Source organism: Pseudomonas sp. B21-035 (assembly GCF_024748945.1).
Classification (GTDB): domain Bacteria; phylum Pseudomonadota; class Gammaproteobacteria; order Pseudomonadales; family Pseudomonadaceae; genus Aquipseudomonas.
In genome coordinates this window covers 414,206-434,166 of record NZ_CP087179.1, presented here as the reverse complement: position 1 = coordinate 434,166, position 19,961 = coordinate 414,206, and the positions used below count along the sequence as shown (strand labels likewise).

The 19,961-nt window shown below is 63.7% G+C and carries 22 protein-coding genes and 1 pseudogene; 20 read left to right on the top strand and 3 right to left on the bottom strand.

Features of this window, described 5'->3' with window-relative positions:
• The 14 genes from LOY22_RS01930 to LOY22_RS01865 all read left to right on the top strand — a co-directional run bounded on the left by LOY22_RS01930 (nt 1) and on the right by LOY22_RS01865 (nt 13,889).
• Nucleotides 1-906: an energy transducer TonB gene (locus LOY22_RS01930; RefSeq protein WP_038997538.1), complete on the top strand. Its 906-nt coding sequence runs from the start codon at nt 1-3 to the stop codon at nt 904-906.
• An 84-nt stretch (nt 907-990) separates the two neighbouring features.
• Nucleotides 991-1,974 (top strand): ankyrin repeat domain-containing protein, encoded by a 984-nt coding sequence (locus tag LOY22_RS01925; protein WP_093376935.1) that lies wholly within the window; start codon nt 991-993, stop codon nt 1,972-1,974.
• Between the two features lie 71 nt (nt 1,975-2,045).
• A complete protein-coding gene (locus tag LOY22_RS01920; RefSeq protein WP_045193852.1) occupies nt 2,046-2,615 on the top strand; it encodes a YqgE/AlgH family protein in 570 nt (189 codons plus the stop codon).
• Nucleotides 2,615-3,046, top strand: a complete 432-nt coding sequence (ruvX, locus tag LOY22_RS01915) for a Holliday junction resolvase RuvX (RefSeq protein WP_093376944.1) — start codon at nt 2,615-2,617, stop codon at nt 3,044-3,046. Before LOY22_RS01920 ends, ruvX begins: the two co-directional genes overlap by 1 nt.
• A gap of 62 nt (nt 3,047-3,108) precedes the next feature.
• Complete coding sequence (gene pyrR, locus LOY22_RS01910) at nt 3,109-3,627, top strand: bifunctional pyr operon transcriptional regulator/uracil phosphoribosyltransferase PyrR (RefSeq protein ID WP_258596000.1); 519 nt, start codon at nt 3,109-3,111, stop codon at nt 3,625-3,627.
• 12 nt (nt 3,628-3,639) lie between these two features.
• Complete coding sequence (locus LOY22_RS01905) at nt 3,640-4,644, top strand: aspartate carbamoyltransferase catalytic subunit (RefSeq protein ID WP_010221491.1); 1,005 nt, start codon at nt 3,640-3,642, stop codon at nt 4,642-4,644.
• Nucleotides 4,641-5,912, top strand: a complete 1,272-nt coding sequence (locus LOY22_RS01900) for a dihydroorotase (RefSeq protein ID WP_213602663.1) — start codon at nt 4,641-4,643, stop codon at nt 5,910-5,912. The genes LOY22_RS01905 and LOY22_RS01900 overlap by 4 nt, the downstream gene beginning before the upstream one ends.
• 177 nt (nt 5,913-6,089) lie before the next feature.
• Nucleotides 6,090-6,620 (top strand): ATP-dependent protease subunit HslV, encoded by a 531-nt coding sequence (gene hslV, locus LOY22_RS01895; protein ID WP_028945572.1) that lies wholly within the window; start codon nt 6,090-6,092, stop codon nt 6,618-6,620.
• A gap of 77 nt (nt 6,621-6,697) precedes the next feature.
• On the top strand, nt 6,698-8,035 hold the full coding sequence (hslU, locus tag LOY22_RS01890) for an ATP-dependent protease ATPase subunit HslU (protein ID WP_258595997.1): 1,338 nt from the start codon (nt 6,698-6,700) through the stop codon (nt 8,033-8,035).
• Nucleotides 8,036-8,139: 104 nt separating this feature from the next.
• On the top strand, nt 8,140-8,517 hold the full coding sequence (locus LOY22_RS01885) for a DUF971 domain-containing protein (RefSeq protein ID WP_258595995.1): 378 nt from the start codon (nt 8,140-8,142) through the stop codon (nt 8,515-8,517).
• 350 nt (nt 8,518-8,867) lie between these two features.
• The gene (phaC, locus tag LOY22_RS01880; protein ID WP_213602665.1) at nt 8,868-10,547 is read left to right on the top strand and encodes a class II poly(R)-hydroxyalkanoic acid synthase; all 1,680 of its coding nucleotides are present in this window, start codon (nt 8,868-8,870) and stop codon (nt 10,545-10,547) included.
• A gap of 60 nt (nt 10,548-10,607) precedes the next feature.
• Entirely contained in the window at nt 10,608-11,459 is an 852-nt protein-coding gene (gene phaZ / locus LOY22_RS01875; RefSeq protein WP_045193860.1) for a poly(3-hydroxyalkanoate) depolymerase, read from the top strand.
• Nucleotides 11,460-11,578: 119 nt separating this feature from the next.
• Complete coding sequence (gene phaC, locus LOY22_RS01870; RefSeq protein ID WP_093376960.1) at nt 11,579-13,261, top strand: class II poly(R)-hydroxyalkanoic acid synthase; 1,683 nt, start codon at nt 11,579-11,581, stop codon at nt 13,259-13,261.
• A gap of 13 nt (nt 13,262-13,274) precedes the next feature.
• Nucleotides 13,275-13,889 carry a TetR/AcrR family transcriptional regulator gene (locus tag LOY22_RS01865; protein WP_045193863.1) on the top strand — a complete coding sequence of 205 codons (615 nt, stop codon included), beginning with the start codon at nt 13,275-13,277 and terminating at the stop codon, nt 13,887-13,889.
• A gap of 117 nt (nt 13,890-14,006) precedes the next feature.
• On the opposite strand, the gene LOY22_RS01860 is transcribed toward LOY22_RS01865, so the two are convergent.
• From LOY22_RS01860 to LOY22_RS01850, 3 genes are all read right to left on the bottom strand, one after another.
• Entirely contained in the window at nt 14,007-14,807 is an 801-nt protein-coding gene (locus tag LOY22_RS01860) for a phasin family protein (RefSeq protein WP_258595985.1), read from the bottom strand.
• Between the two features lie 10 nt (nt 14,808-14,817).
• Nucleotides 14,818-15,237: a phasin family protein gene (locus LOY22_RS01855; RefSeq protein ID WP_045193865.1), complete on the bottom strand. Its 420-nt coding sequence runs from the start codon at nt 15,235-15,237 to the stop codon at nt 14,818-14,820.
• Between the two features lie 228 nt (nt 15,238-15,465).
• Nucleotides 15,466-15,741, bottom strand: coding sequence for a polyhydroxyalkanoic acid system family protein (locus LOY22_RS01850; protein WP_045193867.1), 276 nt, complete (start codon nt 15,739-15,741; stop codon nt 15,466-15,468).
• Nucleotides 15,742-15,865: 124 nt separating this feature from the next.
• On the opposite strand from LOY22_RS01850, the gene ubiE reads away from it, so the two are divergent.
• The 6 genes and pseudogenes from ubiE (at nt 15,866) to LOY22_RS01820 (ending at nt 19,959) form a co-directional block, all read left to right on the top strand.
• Nucleotides 15,866-16,636, top strand: coding sequence for a bifunctional demethylmenaquinone methyltransferase/2-methoxy-6-polyprenyl-1,4-benzoquinol methylase UbiE (gene ubiE / locus LOY22_RS01845; protein WP_045193869.1), 771 nt, complete (start codon nt 15,866-15,868; stop codon nt 16,634-16,636).
• Nucleotides 16,636-17,259, top strand: coding sequence for an SCP2 domain-containing protein (locus LOY22_RS01840; protein WP_123564872.1), 624 nt, complete (start codon nt 16,636-16,638; stop codon nt 17,257-17,259). The genes ubiE and LOY22_RS01840 overlap by 1 nt, the downstream gene beginning before the upstream one ends.
• Nucleotides 17,256-18,863 carry a ubiquinone biosynthesis regulatory protein kinase UbiB gene (gene ubiB / locus LOY22_RS01835; protein ID WP_045193871.1) on the top strand — a complete coding sequence of 536 codons (1,608 nt, stop codon included), beginning with the start codon at nt 17,256-17,258 and terminating at the stop codon, nt 18,861-18,863. Before LOY22_RS01840 ends, ubiB begins: the two co-directional genes overlap by 4 nt.
• Before the next feature lie 72 nt (nt 18,864-18,935).
• On the top strand, nt 18,936-19,328 hold the full coding sequence (hisI, locus tag LOY22_RS01830) for a phosphoribosyl-AMP cyclohydrolase (protein WP_038997556.1): 393 nt from the start codon (nt 18,936-18,938) through the stop codon (nt 19,326-19,328).
• A 1-nt stretch (nt 19,329) separates the two neighbouring features.
• Nucleotides 19,330-19,665, top strand: coding sequence for a phosphoribosyl-ATP diphosphatase (locus tag LOY22_RS01825; protein ID WP_010222337.1), 336 nt, complete (start codon nt 19,330-19,332; stop codon nt 19,663-19,665).
• Between the two features lie 25 nt (nt 19,666-19,690).
• Nucleotides 19,691-19,959 (top strand): annotated as a pseudogene (locus tag LOY22_RS01820) (twin-arginine translocase TatA/TatE family subunit).
• Nucleotides 19,960-19,961: the final 2 nt, after the last annotated feature.

Sequence of the window (19,961 nt, the reverse complement as noted above, 5' to 3'; positions counted from 1 at the left end):
ATGACGCTTCCTGCTGACATCCCTGCCGACTTCTCTCCACCCCGCGTACGCCCGGTGGATCGCCTGGGTTTTACCTTGTTCCTGGCAGCGCTGCTGCACCTGGCGCTGATTCTCGGTGTCGGCTTCACCTTCGCCAAGCCCGAAGAAATCCGCCGGACCATGGAAATCACCCTGGCCACCTTCAAAAGCGAGAAAGCGCCGCAGAAGGCCGATTACCTGGCCCAGGACAATCAGCAAGGCAGCGGCACCCTGGACAAGAAGGCGGTGCCGAAAACCACCGAAGTAGCGCCCTTCCAGGACAGCAAGATCAACAAGGTCACCCCGCCGCCGGCCGCCAAGCCCGAAGTACAACCGCAACCGACGCCGCCCAAGGCAGTAGTGGCGACCAAGGCGCCGAAGCCGGAAAAGGTCGAAACCCGACCCAAGGAAGCCAAGCCGCAGCCCAAACCCAAGGCCGCGACCCCGGACTTCGACAGCTCGCAGCTGTCCAGCCAGATCGCCAGCCTCGAAGCCGAACTGTCCAACGAGCAGCAGCTGTACGCCAAGCGCCCGCGCATCCACAGGCTTAATGCCGCCTCGACCATGCGCGACAAGGGTGCCTGGTACAAGGACGAGTGGCGCAAGAAGGTCGAGCGTATCGGCAACCTCAACTACCCCGACGAAGCCCGGCGCCAGCAGATCTACGGCAGCCTGCGGCTGATGGTGTCGATCAACCGCGACGGTTCGCTGTATGAAGTGCTGGTGCTGGAGTCCTCAGGCCAGCCGCTGCTCGACCAGGCCGCCCAGCGCATCGTGCGCCTGGCCGCACCATTCGCGCCGTTCACCGGCGACCTGGCCGATATCGACCGGCTGGAGATCATCCGTACCTGGCGTTTCGCCCGCGGCGACCGGCTGCAGAGTAATTGATCTAAGGCTCCGCCTGATGGCAAAACAATAGCCATTTTGCGATGATGCGCGCCCGTATATCCCCCTCAAGAAAGGATTCTGTTGATGTCGCGCATCAATTTCGCCCGCAAAACAGCCGCCCTCGGCCTGGCCCTGGCGGCCTGCGTCCTGCCTGCTACTGCCTTCGCCGACGCCGCCGAGCTGTCGCAGAAGCTGTACAACGAAGTTGGCGAGTACAAGTACGACGAAACCCCGGCGCGCCTGGCCAAGATCCAGGCCTTGCTCGACCAGGGTGCCGATCCGAAAGGCCAGCCGATGTTCCTGGCCGCCTCCTACAAGATCGTCGCGCCGTTCGAGCTGTTCCTGCCAAAGATCGGTGACGTCAACACACCTATCCAGGAAAACGGCGAAACCCTGCTGCTGTTCGTCCTCAACCAGGCCGAGCAATCGAAGGCCTCCGAGGCCGACCTGCGCATGGTCAAGGGCCTGATCAAGGCCGGCGCCGACGTCAACGTGCTGGCCCAGGGCGATTCCGCTACGCCGCTGAACACCGCAGCAGGCAAGGGCTCAGCCGAACTGATCAAGCTGCTGCTGGCTTCCGGCGCCGATGCCAAGGCCGTCCGGCCGAACGGCTTTACCCCATTGACCGGACCGGGTGCCTCGAACCTGGAGGTGATCAAGCTGCTGGTCGCTGCCGGCGCCAATCCCTACCAGGTAACCCTGACCGGCACGACGCCGCTGCACCATGTTTGCGAACGCGCCTTTGAGATGAACGGCCAGCCTGACCCACAAGCGGCCGAGCGCATTGCCCTGCTGCTGAAAAAAGGCAGCTCGATCGATGCCTACCACGAGCAGCACGGCACCTTCCCGGTCGGTACGCCGCTGGAAGAAGCCGCCCGCACGGACAACCCGGACTGCGTCGCCGCGCTGATCAAGGCCGGCTCCAGCCTCAAGGCCCCGGCGTTCCCGGAGAGCTACCTGGCCAAGTACCCGCAGGCCAAGCAGCAAACCGTCCAGGAGTACGTGCTGTCGGCCGCTGAAGAGTCGCCAACCCTGTACACCGAAGAAGTGGTCAAGCTGTTCAAGTAACCCCGCAGTAAAGCTGACAAGGTGACGCCAGCACCTTGTCAGCGTGGCCACTCACCGCCACACTATCAGGCATGAAGAACCTCAGCCCGGATTACCTCAAGCATCAGTTCCTGATTGCCATGCCACACATGGCCGACCCGAACTTCGCGCAGACCTTGACCTACATCGTCGAGCACAACGCCAATGGGGCGATGGGGCTGGTGGTCAATCGGCCACAAGACCTCAACCTGGCCGATATCCTCGAACAGCTGCGCCCGGACGTCGAACCGCCGGCCAGTTGCATTCATGTACCAATCTATATGGGCGGCCCGGTGCAAACCGACCGCGGCTTCGTCCTGCACACCAGCGAGCGCAGCTTCCAGGCCACCGTCGAACTCGACGGCCTGTCGCTGACCACCTCCCAGGACGTGCTGTTCGCCATCGCCGACGGCCTGGGCCCGAAACAGAGCCTGATTACCCTCGGCTATGCCGGCTGGGAAGCCGGGCAGCTGGAAGCGGAACTGGCCGACAACGCCTGGCTGAACTGCCCGTTCGACCCCGAGATCATCTTCGGCATGGCCTGTGAGCAGCGCCTTGCCGCCGCGGCGGCAAGCCTGGGGATCAACCTCAGCCTGCTGACCAGCCAGGCGGGGCACGCCTGATGGCCGAAGTACGTCTACTGCTGGGCTTTGACTACGGCAGCCGCCAGATCGGCGTCGCCGTCGGCCAGGTGATCACCGGCCAGGCCCGCGAGCTGTGCACCCTCAAGGCGCAGAACGGCACGCCGGACTGGGCCCAGGTGGAAAAACTGATCAAAGAGTGGAAACCCGACGCCCTGGTGGTCGGCCTGCCCTTGAACATGGATGGCAGCCCCAGCGAGATGAGCGAGCGCGCAGAAAAATTCGCCCGCCGCCTTAATGGTCGATACAACCTGCCGGTCCACACCCACGACGAACGCCTGACCACTTTCGAAGCCAAGGGCGAGCGCATGGCCCGTGGCGGCCAGCGCGGCAGTTACCGCGACAATCCGGTGGATGCCATTGCCGCCGCCTTGCTGCTGCAGGGCTGGCTGGAGGCCAATACCGGGGCCTGAGACCCGATCATCGCATTCAAGCCGGGCCAGCGCACCGCTCCCCGGCCTCTTGAGGAGCAAGCATGAGCCTACCCAATCCCGCCGAACTGATCCGGCAGATGGCCGTCGACCTTCGCGCCCATCTGGCCCGCCGCGCCATTGCCGAGTCGCGTTTCATCGGCATCCGCACCGGGGGTGTCTGGGTCGCCCAGGCCCTGCTCGAAGAGCTGGGCAGCGACGCCGCCCTGGGCACGCTCGACGTTTCCTTCTACCGCGACGACTTCAGCCAGAACGGCCTGCACCCGCAGGTGCGCCCGTCCGACCTGCCGTTCGAGATCGAAGGCCAGCACCTGGTGCTGATCGACGACGTACTGATGAGCGGGCGTACCATCCGCGCCGCCCTCAACGAGCTGTTCGACTATGGCCGCCCGGCCAGCGTGACCCTGGTCTGCCTGCTCGACCTGGATGCCGGCGAATTGCCGATCCGGCCGAATGTGGTCGGCGCCACCCTGTCGCTGGCTGCCCATGAACGGGTAAAATTGACCGGACCCGCACCGCTCGCCCTCGAGCGCCAGGACCTCGCCTCCGCTTCCGCCCTTTAAGAGTCCCCCGCGATGACGCCAATCGACGCCAAGCGCCCGCTGCAGCTCAATGATCAGGGCCAGCTGCGCCACTTTCTCTCGCTCGACGGTTTGCCCCGCGAACTGCTGACCGAAATCCTCGACACCGCCGACTCGTTCCTCGAAGTCGGCGCCCGGGCCGTGAAGAAGGTCCCGTTGCTGCGCGGCAAGACCGTCTGCAACGTGTTCTTCGAGAACTCCACGCGCACCCGCACCACCTTCGAACTGGCCGCCCAGCGGCTGTCGGCCGACGTCATCACCCTGAACGTGTCGACCTCTTCGACCAGCAAGGGTGAAACCTTGTTCGACACCCTGCGCAACCTCGAAGCCATGGCCGCCGACATGTTCGTCGTGCGTCATGCCGACTCGGGCGCCGCGCACTTCATCGCCGAGCACGTGTGCCCGGAGGTGGCGATCATCAACGGCGGCGACGGCCGCCACGCCCACCCGACCCAGGGCATGCTCGACATGCTCACCATTCGTCGGCACAAGGGCGGCTTCGAGAACCTCTCGGTGGCCATCGTCGGCGACATCCTGCACTCGCGGGTGGCGCGCTCGAACATGCTCGCGCTGAAAACCCTGGGCTGCCCGGACATCCGCGTGATCGGCCCGAAAACCCTGCTGCCGATCGGTATCGAGCAGTATGGGGTGAAGGTCTACACCGACCTCGAGCAAGGCCTCAAGGACGTCGACGTGGTGATCATGCTGCGCCTGCAGCGTGAGCGCATGGCCGGCGGCCTGCTGCCCAGCGAAGGCGAGTTCTACCGCCTGTTCGGCCTGACCACCGCGCGCCTGGCCGGGGCCAAGCCGGATGCCATCGTCATGCACCCGGGCCCGATCAACCGCGGCGTCGAGATTGAATCAGCGGTGGCCGACGGCGCCCACTCGGTGATCCTCAACCAGGTCACCTACGGCATCGCCGTGCGCATGGCGGTGCTGTCCATGGCCATGAGCGGGCAGACCGCGCAACGTCAATTCGAGCAGGAGAACGCCCAGTGACCCTCAGTATTCTCGGCGCCCGGGTCATCGACCCGCTGAGCGGCCTGGACCAGACCACTGACCTGCACATCGATGCCGGCAAGATCATCGCCATCGGCGCCGCCCCGGCAGGCTTCAAGCCGGCGCGCAGCATCGACGCCCAAGGCCTGGTAGCCGCCCCCGGCCTGGTCGACCTCAACGTCGCCCTGCGCGAGCCCGGCTACAGCCGCAAGGGCAGCATCGCCAGCGAAACCCGCGCTGCCGCTGCCGGTGGCGTCACCAGCCTGTGCTGCCCGCCGCAGACCAAGCCGGTGCTGGACACCTCGGCAGTGGCCGAGCTGATTCTCGACCGCGCCCGCGAAGCCGGGCACAGCAAGGTCTACCCGATCGGCGCCCTGAGCAAAGGCCTTGAAGGCGAGCAGCTTGCCGAGCTGATTGCCCTGCGCGACGCCGGCTGCGTGGCCTTTGGCAACGGCCTCAATGCCTTTGCCAACAACCGCACCCTGGCCCGCGCCCTGGAATACGCCGCGACCTTCGACCTGACGGTGATCTTCCACTCCCAGGACCGCGACCTGGCCCAGGGTGGCCTGGCCCACGAAGGCGCCATGGCCAGCTTCCTCGGCCTTCCGGGCATCCCGGAAACCGCCGAGACCGTGGCCCTGGCGCGCAACCTGCTGCTGGTCGAACAGACCGGCGTGCGTGCGCACTTCAGCCAGCTGACCAGCGCCCGCGGCGCGCGGCTGATCGCCCAGGCCCAGGAACTGGGCCTGCCGGTGACCGCCGACGTGGCCCTGTACCAGCTGATCCTCACCGATGAAGCGCTGCGCGACTTCTCCAGCCTCTACCACGTGCAACCGCCGCTGCGCACCCGCGCCGACCGCGACGGCCTGCGCGAGGCGGTGAAGTCCGGGGTGATCCAGGCGATTTCCAGCCATCACCAGCCCCACGAGCGGGATGCCAAACTGGCACCGTTCGGCGCCACCGAGCCGGGCATCAGCAGTGTCGAACTGTTGCTGCCGCTGGCCATGACCCTGGTGGAAGACGGTCTGCTTGACTTGCCGACTTTGTTGCAACGTTTGTCTGCAGGCCCTGCAGCAGCGCTGCGCCTGCCAGCGGGCGAGCTGAAGGTAGGCAGTGCCGCAGACCTGGTGCTGTTCGACGCCAAGGCCTCGACCCTGGCCGGCGAGCAATGGCGCTCGAAGGGCGACAACTGCCCGTTCATCGGCCACTGCCTGCCGAGTGCGGTGCGTTATACCTTGGTCGATGGGCATATCAGTCACGAAGCCTGAGTTTGCGCTGCTACATCGCGGGTCAAGCCCGCTCCCACAGGATTTCACCCATCTCTGTGGGAGCGGGCTTGACCCGCGATAGCCATTACCACTCATCCTGCAAGGTTGAAATCCTTCCCACCACCCCCATATGAGTCTGCATCAGGCATTTTCGCCCCGCTGCGTGGAGACTCTCCCTTGACCACCATCGTTTCAGTTCGCCGCCACGGCAAAGTCGTCATGGGCGGCGACGGCCAGGTTTCTCTCGGCAACACCGTGATGAAAGGCAACGCCAAGAAAGTCCGCCGCCTGTACCACGGCCAGGTCATCGCCGGTTTCGCCGGTGCCACCGCCGACGCCTTCACCCTGTTCGAACGCTTCGAAGGGCAACTGGAAAAACACCAGGGCCATCTGATCCGCGCCGCCGTGGAGCTGGCCAAGGAGTGGCGTACCGACCGTTCCCTGAGCCGCCTGGAAGCCATGCTGGCGGTAGCCAACAAGGACGCATCGCTGATCATCACCGGCAACGGTGACGTGGTCGAGCCCGAAGACGGCCTGATCGCCATGGGCTCCGGTGGCGCCTACGCCCAGGCCGCCGCCCGCGCGCTGCTGCAAAAGACCGACCTCTCGGCCCGCGAAATCGCCGAGACCGCGCTGAACATCGCCGGTGACATCTGTGTGTTCACCAACCACAACCTGACCATCGAGGAGCAGGACCTGGCCGAGTAATTCAGCTGTTCTGGCGCCCGGCCCCGGTGGCCGGGCTTTTCCACGCTGACTTATCGAGCCCAAGGACCATCACTATCATGTCCATGACCCCCCGCGAGATCGTCCACGAACTCAACCGCCATATCATCGGCCAGGACGACGCCAAGCGCGCCGTCGCCATCGCCCTGCGCAACCGCTGGCGGCGCATGCAGCTGCCGGCCGAGCTGCGCGTTGAAGTGACGCCGAAGAACATCCTGATGATCGGCCCGACCGGCGTCGGCAAGACCGAAATCGCCCGGCGCCTGGCAAAGCTTGCCAACGCCCCGTTCATCAAGGTCGAAGCGACCAAGTTCACCGAGGTCGGCTATGTCGGCCGTGACGTCGAGTCGATCATCCGCGACCTCGCCGATGCCGCGATCAAGATGCTCCGCGAGCAGGAAATCATCCGCGTCGGCCACCGCGCCGAAGATGCTGCCGAAGAGCGCATCCTCGACGCCCTGCTGCCACCGGCGCGCACCGGCTTCAACGAAGACCAGGTCGCCAGTCAGGACTCCAACACCCGCCAGCTGTTCCGCAAGCGCTTGCGCGAAGGCCAGCTGGACGAAAAGGAAATCGAGATCGAAGTGGCCGAGGCCGTGGGTGTCGATATTTCCGCGCCGCCGGGCATGGAGGAGATGACCAACCAGTTGCAGAACCTGTTCGCCAACATGGGCAAGGGCAAGCGCAAGAGCCGCAAGCTCAAGGTCAAGGAAGCGCTCAAGCTGGTGCGCGACGAAGAAGCCGGGCGCCTGGTCAACGAAGACGAGCTCAAGGCCAAGGCCCTGGAAGCGGTCGAGCAGCACGGCATCGTGTTCATCGACGAAATCGACAAGGTTGCCAAGCGCGGTAACGTTGGCGGCGCCGATGTTTCCCGTGAGGGCGTGCAGCGCGACCTGCTGCCACTGATCGAAGGCTGCACAGTGAACACCAAGCTGGGCATGGTCAAGACCGACCACATCCTGTTCATCGCCTCCGGTGCCTTCCACCTGAGCAAGCCGAGCGACCTGGTGCCGGAGCTGCAAGGCCGCCTGCCGATTCGTGTCGAACTCAAGGCCCTGAGCCCGGAAGACTTCGAGCGTATCCTCAGCGAACCGCACGCCTCGCTCACCGAGCAGTACCGTGAGCTGCTGAAAACCGAAGGCTTGAACATCGAGTTCGCCGCCGACGGCATCAAGCGCCTGGCCGAGATCGCCTGGCAGGTCAACGAGAAAACCGAGAACATCGGTGCCCGTCGCCTGCACACCTTGCTCGAGCGCCTGCTCGAAGAGGTGTCGTTCAGCGCCGGCGACCTGGCCAGCGCCCACAGCGAAGCGCCGATCCGCATCGACGCCGACTACGTCAACAGCCACCTGGGCGAATTGGCGCAGAACGAAGACCTGTCTCGCTACATTCTCTAAAGCGGCAAGCTTCAAGCGGCAAGCTGCAAGCTGCAAGTCAAGTGCGCTGGACGCCTTCTCTTGTAGCTTGTAGCTTGCAGCTTGTAGCCCAAGAGCCCTTATCCATGACCAGAATCCCCACCGGCATCAACCTGCACAAAGCCTCCAAGACCCTTACCCTGACCTACGGGCCAGGCGAGGTGTACAACCTGCCCGCCGAATTCCTGCGCGTGCACTCCCCTTCCGCCGAGGTCCAGGGCCACGGCAATCCGATCCTCCAGTACGGCAAGCTTGGCGTTGGCTTGAGCGGGCTGGAAACTGCCGGCCAGTACGCACTGAAACTGACCTTCGACGACGGCCACGACAGCGGCCTGTTCACCTGGGAATACCTCGAGCAGTTGTGCCTGCGCCAGCAGGAACTCTGGGATGACTACCTTGGCGAGCTGAAAAAAGCCGGCAAATCCCGCGACCCCAACGAGTCGATCGTCAAGCTGATGCTCTAGCTCGGGCCCCTCAGGGTTTAGAGCGCATTTTCTAATTCTATTTGCTTGAATGCCTGCACCACGGCCAATGAGTGGCCGTCTTGCGCTATACCAAAAAGTCGGGTAACCAATGGATCTGGCAAGTTCCCTGCATCGGATTTAATGCAGGGTCGGGCTGGTATGTAGAGGTCGCGAGCGAAAGCAGGCAGTCTTCTCACGCAGAAAAAACCCGCATGGCTCATCGTCGTTTGCATCCGGCCGCAGGACCGCAGTTCGTTATCACTGGTCACCCGAGCAGCAGTACCGGGCGTTCGTCTGTGTAACGCGCACAGTCAAACCGGTACTCGTCTCAGGACAACGGAGCGTCGTAGATGAGTAACAAGAATAACGATGACCTGCAGCGCCAAGCCTCGGAAAACACCCTGGGTCTGAACCCGGTGATCGGCTTGCGCCGCAAGGATTTGCTGACATCTGCTCGAATGGTCCTGCGTCAGGCCATTCGTCAACCGCTGCACAGTGCCAAGCATGTCGCCCATTTCGGCATGGAGCTGAAAGATGTGATCTTCGGCAAGTCGAGCTTGCAGCCCGAGGGCGATGACCGCCGTTTTCACGACCCGGCCTGGAGCCAGAACCCGCTGTATCGCCGCTACCTGCAGACCTACCTGGCCTGGCGCAAGGAACTGCACGACTGGATCGATACCAGCAACCTCTCCGACCAGGACATCAGCCGCGGCCACTTCGTCATCAACCTGATGACCGAGGCCATGGCGCCGACCAACACCGCAGCCAACCCGGCGGCGGTCAAGCGCTTCTTCGAAACCGGTGGCAAGAGCCTGCTCGACGGCCTGTCGAACCTGGCCAAGGACATGGTCAACAATGGCGGCATGCCCAGCCAGGTGAACATGGACGCCTTCGAAGTCGGCAAGAACCTCGGCACCAGCGAAGGCGCGGTGGTGTTTCGCAATGACGTGCTGGAACTGATCCAGTACCGGCCGATCACCGAGCAGGTGCTGGAAAAGCCGCTGCTGGTGGTACCGCCGCAGATCAACAAGTTCTACGTCTTCGACCTCAGCCCGGAAAAGAGCCTGGCGCGTTTCTGCCTGCGCTCCAACGTGCAGACCTTCATCGTCAGTTGGCGCAACCCGACCAAGTCCCAGCGCGAATGGGGCCTGTCGACCTACATCGACGCGCTCAAGGAAGCGGTCGACGTGATCCTGGCGATCACCGGCAGCAAGGACCTGAACATGCTCGGCGCCTGCTCCGGCGGTATCACCTGCACTGCGCTGGTGGGCCACTACGCGGCGCTGGGCGAAAAGAAGGTCAACGCCCTGACCCTGCTGGTCAGCGTGCTCGATACCACCCTCGATACCCAGGTGGCGCTGTTCGTCGACGAGCAGACCCTCGAGGCGGCCAAGCGCCACTCCTATCAGGCCGGTGTGCTCGAAGGCCGCGACATGGCCAAGGTATTCGCCTGGATGCGCCCCAACGACCTGATCTGGAACTACTGGGTCAACAACTACCTGCTGGGCAACGAGCCGCCGGTGTTCGACATCCTGTTCTGGAACAACGACACCACGCGACTGCCGGCCGCCTTCCACGGCGACCTGATCGAAATGTTCAAAAACAACCCACTGCTGCGCCCCGATGCACTGGAAGTGTGCGGCACGCCGATCGACCTCAAGCAGGTGACCACCGACATCTTCAGCGTCGCCGGTACCGCCGATCACATCACCCCGTGGCAGTCATGCTACAAGTCGGCGCAGTTGTTCGGTGGCAAGGTCGAGTTCCTGCTGTCCAACAGCGGCCATATCCAGAGCATCCTCAACCCGCCGGGCAACCCCAAGGCGCGCTACATGACCAACAGTGAAATGCCCGCCAGCGCCCTCGACTGGCAAGAGAACTCGACCAAGCACACCGATTCCTGGTGGCTGTACTGGCACACCTGGCTGGCCGAGCGTTCCGGCAAGCTGAAAAAAGCCCCGGTCAACCTTGGCAACAAGGCTTACGTCGCCGGTGCCGCCGCGCCAGGGACCTACGTTCACGAGCGTTGATAGCGAACACCGCCGCAGCTCGCGAGGGCTGCGGCGTTTATCCAACACAGGGCTTCGCGCATGCCGCAACCGTATATTTTCAGGACCGTCGACCTGGATGGCCAGACCATCCGCACCGCCGTCCGACCCGGCAAGCCGCACTTGACGCCCTTGCTGATCTTCAATGGCATCGGCGCCAACCTGGAGCTGGTGTTCCCCTTCATCCAGGCCCTGGACCCGGACCTTGAGGTAATTGCTTTCGACGTGCCGGGGGTCGGCGGTTCATCGACCCCGCGCCACCCCTACCGTTTTCCGGGCCTGGCCAAGCTTACCGCGCGCATGCTCGATTACCTCGACTATGGCCAGGTCAATGTCATTGGCGTGTCCTGGGGCGGGGCGCTGGCCCAGCAGTTCGCCCATGACTACCCCGAGCGCTGCAAGAAACTGGTGCTGGCTGCCACCGCCGCTGGCGCGGTGATGGTGCCGGGCAAGCCCAAGGTGTTGTGGTTGATGGCCAGCCCCCGGCGCTACGTGCAACCGTCCCATGTGATCCGCATCGCCCCGCAGATCTACGGCGGCGCCTTTCGCCGGGACCCGGACCTGGCCCTGTCGCACGCGGCCAAGGTGCGCTCAGGTGGCAAGCTCGGTTACTACTGGCAACTGTTCGCCGGGCTCGGCTGGACCAGCATTCACTGGCTGCACAAGATCCAGCAGCCGACCCTGGTGCTGGCCGGTGACGATGACCCGTTGATTCCCTTGATCAACATGCGCCTGCTGGCCTGGCGAATTCCCAATGCCCAGCTACACATAATCGACGACGGCCACTTGTTCCTGATCACCCGGGCCGAGGCCGTCGCCCCGATCATCATGAAGTTTCTCCAGCAAGAGCGCCAACGCGCCGTCATGCACCCTCGGCCCGCCCCCAGCAGCTGAGACGCCTGCCACACCCGAGCCCATGGCAGGATGCCAGGCACCCCGGGTGCGCGGCGTGAGGTTGGTGTCGCTCTTGCATTGATGTGTTTGTTGATGGCCTGACGACGGAGTGTTGCCTGATGAAAGACAAACCCGCTAAGGGATCGCTACCGGTCCCCGCCACCTATATGAACGTGCAGAGTGCAATCAGCGGTCTGCGCGGCCGCGACCTGCTCTCGACCTTGCGCAGCGTCAGCCGTCATGGCTTACGCCATCCGCTGCATACCGCCAAGCACATGCTCGCCCTGGGCGGTCAGCTGGGCAAGGTGCTGCTGGGTGAAACGCCCTACCAGCCCGGCCCTCGCGACAACCGCTTCAAAGACCCCGCCTGGAGCCAGAACCCACTCTACAGTCGCGGCCTGCAGGCCTACCTGGCGTGGCAGAAGCAGACCCGCCTGTGGATCGATGAAAGCCAGCTGGCACCCGATGATCGCGCCCGCGCACACTTTCTGTTCACCCTGCTCAACGATGCCGTGGCGCCGAGCAACTCGCTGCTCAACCCGCTGGCGGTCAAGGAGCTGTTCAACTCCGGCGGCCTGAGCCTGGTGCGCGGCATCAACCACCTGCTCGATGATTTGCGCCACAACGACGGTCTGCCGCGCCAGGTCAATCCGCAGGCCTTCGAAGTCGGCCGTAACCTGGCCACCACGCCGGGCTCGGTGGTGTTTCGCAACGAGCTGCTGGAACTGATCCAGTACAAGCCGATGAGCGAAAAACAGTACGCCAGGCCCTTGCTGATCGTGCCGCCGCAGATCAACAAGTTCTACATCTTCGACCTCAGCCCGGCCAACAGCTTCGTCCAGTACATGCTCAAGAACGGCCTGCAGACCTTTATGATCAGCTGGCGCAATCCCGACCCGCGCCACCGTGAGTGGGGCCTGTCGAGTTATGTCGAGGCGCTGGAGGAAGCACTCAACGTGTGCCGGGCGATCACCGGCAGCCGCGAGGTCAATCTCATGGGCGCCTGTGCCGGTGGCCTGACCATGGCGGCGTTGCAAGGCCATTTGCAAGCCAAGCGCCAACTGCGCCGGGTCAGCAGCGCCACCTACCTGGTCAGCCTGCTCGACAGCCAGATCGACAGCCCGGCGAGCCTGTTCGCCGACGAGCAGACCCTCGAAGCGGCCAAGCGCCGTTCCTACCAGCAAGGCGTGCTCGATGGCCGCGAGATCGCCCGGGTGTTCGCCTGGATGCGCCCCAACGACCTGATCTGGAACTACTGGGTCAACAACTACCTGCTGGGCAAGGCGCCACCGGCGTTCGACATCCTCTACTGGAACAACGACAACACCCGCCTGCCGGCGGCGCTGCACGGCGACCTGCTGGACTTCTTCAAGCACAACCCGCTGGCCCGCGCCGCAGGCCTTGAGGTATGCGGCACGCCGATCGACCTGCAGAAGGTCAACGTCGACAGCTTCAGCGTCGCCGGCAGCAACGACCACATCACCCCCTGGGATGCGGTGTACCGCTCGGCGGCACTGCTCGGCGGCGACAAGCGCTTCATCCTTGCCAACAGCGGCCATGTGCAAAGCATCATCAACCCGCCGGGCAACCCCAAGGCGCACTACGTCGACAACCCGCGCCTGAGCAGCGACCCGCGGGCCTGGCTCTACGATGGCAAGCAGGTCGACGGCAGCTGGTGGCCGCAGTGGCTGGAGTGGATTCAGGCACGCTCCGGCGTGCAGCGCGAAACCCTGATGGCCCTCGGCAACCAGAACTACCCTCCCATGGACCCCGCGCCCGGCAGCTACGTGCAGGCGCGCTGAACAAGAAGAACGGATGAAAACCCGCGACCGTATCCTCGAATGTGCCCTGCAACTGTTCAACCGCCAGGGCGAGCCGAATGTCTCGACCCTGGAGATTGCCAACGAAATGGGCATCAGCCCGGGCAACCTCTACTACCACTTCCACGGCAAGGAGCCGCTGGTGCTGGGGTTGTTCGAACGCTTCGAGGACGAGCTCACGCCGCTGCTCGACCCGCCGCTGGAAGTGCGCCTGGATGCCGAGGACTACTGGTTGTTCCTGCACTTGATCGTCGAGCGCATGGCCCAGTACCGGTTTCTGTTCCAGGACCTGTCGAACCTGACCGGGCGCCTGCCCAAGCTGGCCCGCGGCATGCGCAACCTGCTCAACGCGCTCAAGCGCACCCTGGCGGCGCTGCTGGCCAGCCTCAAGGCCCAGGGCCAGGTGCTCAGCGATACGCGGGCGCTGGGGCAACTGGTGGAACAGATCACCCTGACCCTGTTGTTCTCGCTCGATTACCAACGGGTGCTGGCCCGTGAAGGTGAGGTCGGAGTGGTGGTCTACCAGGTGATGATGCTGGTGGCGCCGCACCTGGAGGCGGGGTCGCGGTATGCGGCAGAGCAGCTGGCCTTGAGGTATCTGGATGGCTGACCCTAGGACTGCTTCGCAGCCCTTTCGCCGGCAAGGCCGGCTCCCACAAACCCGGTACAACACCCATAATGAAAACGCCCGGCACAAGGCCGGGCGTAGACTGACAGCCGCCTGAAATCAGGCCTGGCTGGTCGGGCTTGCCGATGGCGACGATACCGCTGCGACCGGAGCAGCGCTGGCTGCTGGCGCCGGGCTTGGCGCCGGTGCAGCGCTGGCCGCAGGGGCCGCCGGCTTCGCCGCTGCAGGTTTAGCTGCTGGCTTGGCCGCTGGCTTTTTCACTGCTGGCTTCTTCGCCGCAGCCGGTTTGGCTACTGGCTTGGCTGCTACCGGCTTGGCTGCTGGCTTGGCCGCAGGTTTTGCCGCTGCGGTTTTCGCCGCTGGCTTGGCTGCAGGTTTTGCCGCTGCAGTTTTCGCCGCTGGCTTGGCTGCAGGCTTGGCCGCAGGTTTCGCTGCAGCCTTGGCCAATGGCTTGGCTGCGGTCTTGCTCGCTGCCGGTTTCTTCGAGATAGGCGTAACCGATGCACCGGTCAGCTTCTCGATCTGCTTGGTCAGCGTATCGACCTTCGAATGCAGCGCCTTGACCTCACTGCGGCTCGGTACGCCAAGACGCGAGATCGCACTGTTCAGGCGCTTGTCGAAAGCACCTTCGAGCTCGTCCCACTTGCCCAGGGCGCGGTCCTTGACGTCGCTGATGCGCGAGGTCGCCGACTTGGCGGTTGCCTTGGCGGAGTCGACAGAGCCCTTGGCGAGTTTTTCAGCTTTCTCACCCTCCTTGACCAGGTTGTCAAACACCTTGCTGCCATCCTGATCGATCTTGGAGTAGATACCCAAACCAGCCAGCCAGATCTTGCGGGAATACTTCTCGATCCCCCCGACCCAGGAGCTGCCTTCTTTTTCAGTATTCTTCTTGCCAGCCATCCCGCTCTCCTTATTGTTTACGTGCGACACGTTCAAGCAATGCCGTGAGCTCATCGAGCTTGACAGAGAGTGTCTCCACGTCATGTTTAGACGGAATGCCGATGCGATTCAAGGCGCTCGCGACCCGTGTGTCGAAAGCCTTTTCGATTTTGTCGAGTTGAACCTCGACCTTGCCCTTCACGCTGCTCAGTTCGCCCTTCACCGAATCGATCTCGGAGTTGGCGGCATCGACCTTGGCATCGAGCTTTTTCTTGCCGCGTTTTTCTACCGATTCACCGGCCTTGACCAGCTCTTTCAGGTAGTCGGCACCTTCCTGGCCGACCCGGGTGTAAGCCCCGAGGCCTGCCAGCCAGATCTTGCGCGCGTAGCTGCGCACTTCACCCAACGTGCGCTGGGCGTCGTCTTTTTTCTTCAGGATAACTTTGGCCATGCTCTGCACCTCACGCTCTGAACGGAAATGGAGGAACTGCCCAGCGAAGTTGGGCTTGAGCACAAGGTAGGGGGAAAAATTAGAATTGGCACACTAATAAAGGGGGCAGCGACAAGCTTCAAGCTTCAAGCGGCAAGAAAGGGCAGCGGTGATCTTGAAACTGTCGTGCCCCTCCCACTCACCGCGAACCACTTGCAGCTTAAAGCTTGCAGCTCCCCCCTTGAGCCGCTAGGCGAGCGCCTTATCCAGCGCCCGCTCGATCTCGCTTTTGATGGTCCCGCTCATCATCGACAGCATCATGCCCAGCTTCAGCTCGACCTTGATGCTGTCCTCGCCAATCTGCACGCTGCCGTTGGCGCCACTGCGCTTGACCTCGACGCGGTCGCCATTCCAGCTGGCCTTGAGGTCGTATTCGCGGGCCAGCTTGTCGACCAGGGCCTCGGCCTTTTGCCGGGCCGCGTCGCGGCCCAGGCTGTGTTTGCGTTCAACGCTGATCTGGGTCATTCATTCAATCCTGGGTTCGAAGGCATACTTATATTATGCCCGCGCCCCACCTGCGACACACCCCGCCAAGACAAATCCGACCGTACGCCCTAGAATGGCCAGTAATTTTTTCCGGTGAAGCGATATGAACGATCAGCGCAAAGGCGACCACGCCGAACCCACCACCCACTTCGGCTACAAAGACGTGCCGGAAAGCCAGAAGGCCGAGAAAGTCGCCGAGGTGTTCCACTCGGTGGCGGCCAAGTACGACCTGATGAACGATGTACTCTCCGGCGGCATGCACCGCCTGTGGAAGCGCTTCACCATCGAGCTGTCGGGCGTGCGTCCGGGTAACCGGGTGCTCGACATCGCGGGCGGCACCGGCGACCTGGCGGCCAAGTTCTCGCAACTGGTCGGCCCCACCGGCCAGGTGGTACTGGCCGACATCAACGAGTCGATGCTCAAGGTTGGCCGCGACCGCCTGCTCGACCGCGGCGTGGCCGGCAACATCGAGTTCGTCCAGGCCGACGCCGAAAAGCTGCCGTTCCCGGACAACCATTTCGACTGCGTGACCATCGCCTTCGGCCTGCGCAACGTCACCCACAAGGAAGACGCCATCCGCTCCATGCTGCGGGTGCTCAAGCCCGGCGGCCGCCTGCTGGTGCTGGAATTTTCCAAGCCGACCAACAAGCTGATGTCCAAGGTCTACGATGCCTATTCGTTCGCCTTCATGCCGCTGGCCGGCAAGCTGATCACCAACGACTCGGAAAGCTATCGCTACCTGGCCGAATCGATCCGCATGCACCCTGACCAGGAAACCCTCAAGGCGATGATGGTCGAGGCCGGTTTCGACCGCGTCACCTACCACAACATGACCAGCGGCATCGTCGCCCTGCACCGCGGAATCAAGCCCTGATGCTCCTGGCCGGCCTGCTCGCCAGCGTCGAACACGGCCTCAACCGTGTTTTGCGCCTGGACAGCACAGCGCTGCCGCGCCTGCGCCCGCTCGACGGCAAGGTGATTGCCATCGACTGCCGCCAGCCGGCCCTGCAGCTGTTCATCCTGCCCAGTGACGAAGGCCTGATGCTTGCCACGCACTGGGCCAATGAGGCCGACTGCACCTTGCGCGCGCCGGCCAGCAGCCTGCTGCGCCTGGCCCTGAGCCAGGACAAGAGCGCCGTGCTGCACAGCCCGCAGGTCGAGCTTGAAGGCGACAGCGCGGTGCTGCTCGACCTGGTGGCGGTACTGCAGGACCTGGAGCTCGACTGGGAGTACGAAGTCTCGCGCTGGCTCGGCCCGGTCGCCACGCAACTGCTCAGCGGCCACTTGCGCAGCCGCGCCAACTGGACCCGCCAGGGCCTGGCGGCGCTCAACCAGAACCTTTCCGAGTACCTCGCCGAAGAGGCCCGGACCCTGGTCGGCCAGCGCGAAGCCGAAGCCCGTTTCAGCGAACTCGACACGCTCAAAGTCGATATTGAACGCCTTGAGGCGCGCATCGAGCGCCTTGCCCGATCCCTTGATACCAGCGATAACGCATGAAGCTGCTTGCCGTCCGCCGTCTGTTGCGCATCCAGCGCGTCGTGATCCGTTACCGTCTCGATGACCTGCTGTTCGCCCTGCCCCTGCCCTGGTGGCTGATGGGCCTGCGCTATGCCATGCCCTGGCGCTGGCTACCGCGCAAGGAGCTGCAGCTTAGCCGTGGCGCGCGCCTGCGCCTGGCACTGCAGGACCTGGGGCCGATCTTCATCAAGTTCGGCCAGTTGCTCTCGACCCGCCGCGACCTGCTGCCCGAAGACATCGCCGACGAGCTGATGCTGCTGCAAGACCGGGTTCCGCCGTTCGATCCGCAAAAAGCCATCGCCCTGATCGAAGAACAGCTCGGTGCGAAGATCAGCGAGGTGTTCAGCCGCTTCGACGTCGAGCCGCTGGCTTCGGCGTCGGTAGCCCAGGTCCACGCGGCCAAGCTCAAGAGCGGTGAAGAGGTGGTGGTCAAGGTCGTGCGCCCGGGCCTCAAGCCGATCATTGCCCAGGACCTCGCCTGGTTGTTCCTGATCGCCCGTGGTGCCGAACGGGTTTCGGCCGATGCGCGCCTGCTGCACCCGGTGGAAGTGGTCAACGACTACGAAAAGACCATCTACGACGAACTCGACCTGTTGCGCGAGGCGGCCAACGCCAGCCAGCTCAAGCGCAACTTCGAAGGCTCGGAGATGATGTACGTGCCCCAGGTGTACTGGGACTGGTGCCGGCCGAAAGTGCTGGTGATGGAGCGCATCTACGGTATTCAGGTCACTGACCTTGCGACCCTGGCCGACCAGCGCACCGACATGAAGATGCTCGCCGAGCGCGGCGTGGAGATCTTCTTCACCCAGGTGTTTCGTGACAGCTTCTTCCACGCCGACATGCACCCCGGCAACATCTTCGTCAGCACGGTCAAGCCGTGGAGCCCGCAGTACATTGCCATCGACTGCGGCATCGTCGGCAGCCTGACCCCCGAGGACCAGGACTACCTGGCGCGCAACCTGTTTGCCTTCTTCAAGCGCGACTACCGCCGTGTGGCGCAGTTGCACATCGATTCGGGCTGGGTACCGGCGCAGACCAAGCTCAACGAATTCGAAGCGGCGATCCGCACCGTGTGCGAGCCGATCTTCGAAAAACCGTTAAAGGATATTTCCTTCGGCCAGGTGCTGATGCGCCTGTTCCAGACCGCGCGGCGCTTCAACATGGAAGTCCAGCCGCAGCTGGTGCTGCTGCAGAAAACCCTGCTCAACATCGAAGGCCTGGGCCGCCAGCTGTACCCCGACCTCGACCTGTGGAGCACCGCCCAGCCGTTCCTCGAACGTTGGATGCGCGAGCGCGTCAGCCCCAAGACCCTGCTGCAGAACCTGCATGGCCAGGTCGAGCAGATCCCGCACCTGGCCGGCATGACCCGCGACCTGCTCGAACGCATGTCGCAGCCGCACCTGGCCGACCCGCCAGCGCCCTGGCAGCACAAGAGCGATCACTGGGCCCTGCGCCTGCTCGGTGCCGGCCTGCTTGGCGGCGGCGCCACTCTGGCAGCCGGCGCGGTGAGCCTCAGCGCCCCTGCTGCCTGGCCGGCCTGGCTGATGCTGGCCGCCGGCCTCTACCTGATCGTGCGTCGATAGCCAGCCGGGCCGCTGGCTGGCACACTAGCGCAAGGGTTCGGCAAAGGATCGAACCCGGTTTTGGAGTCGAAGATGAAAGACTGGCTGGACGAGATCAACTGGAACAGCGATGGCCTGGTACCGGCTATCGCCCAGGACCACAAGACCGGGCGCGTGCTGATGATGGCCTGGATGAACCGCGAATCGCTGGCGCTGACCGCCGCTGAGCAGCGGGCCATCTACTGGTCACGTTCGCGTGGCAAACTGTGGCGCAAGGGCGAAGAGTCCGGCCACGTGCAAAAACTGCACGAAATGCGCCTGGACTGCGACGCCGACGTGATCATCCTGATGGTTGAGCAACTGGGTCATATCGCCTGCCATACCGGCCGCGAAAGCTGCTTCTACCGGGTCTTCGAGCACGGTGAGTGGAAGACCGTCGACCCCGTCCTCAAGGACCCGAATGCCATCTACAGCGCAGGACACTGACATGAGCGACACCCTGACCCGCCTGGCCGAAGTACTGGAAGCGCGCAAAGGCGCCGAGCCCGACAGCTCGTACGTGGCCAGCCTGTATCACAAGGGCCTGAACAAGATTCTGGAAAAGCTCGGCGAAGAGTCGGTCGAGACCATCATCGCCGCCAAGGACGCCGCCCACAGTGGCGACTGCAGCGATGTCATCTACGAGACCGCCGATCTGTGGTTCCATAGCCTGGTCATGCTCGCTCAACTGGGCCAGCACCCGCAGGCGGTGCTGGACGAACTGGACCGCCGCTTCGGCCTGTCCGGGCACGCCGAGAAAGCAGCGCGTCAGCCGTCGGCCTAACTGAATTATTTCGAGGGATTGCACCATGGGTATTTTTGACTGGAAACACTGGATCGTCCTGCTGGTCGTGGTGGTACTGGTGTTCGGTACCAAGAAGCTGAAGAACTTCGGCAGCGACCTGGGCGAGTCGATCAAGGGCTTCAAGAAAGCCATGAACGAAGAAGAGTCCAAGCCGGCCGAGCAGACGCCACCGCCAGTGCAACCGGTCCAGCCCAGGCCGCTTCGCCGCTGAACCAGCCGCAGACCATCGACGGCCAGGCCCACAAGGTCGAAGAGCCGATCAGGAAAGATTGATC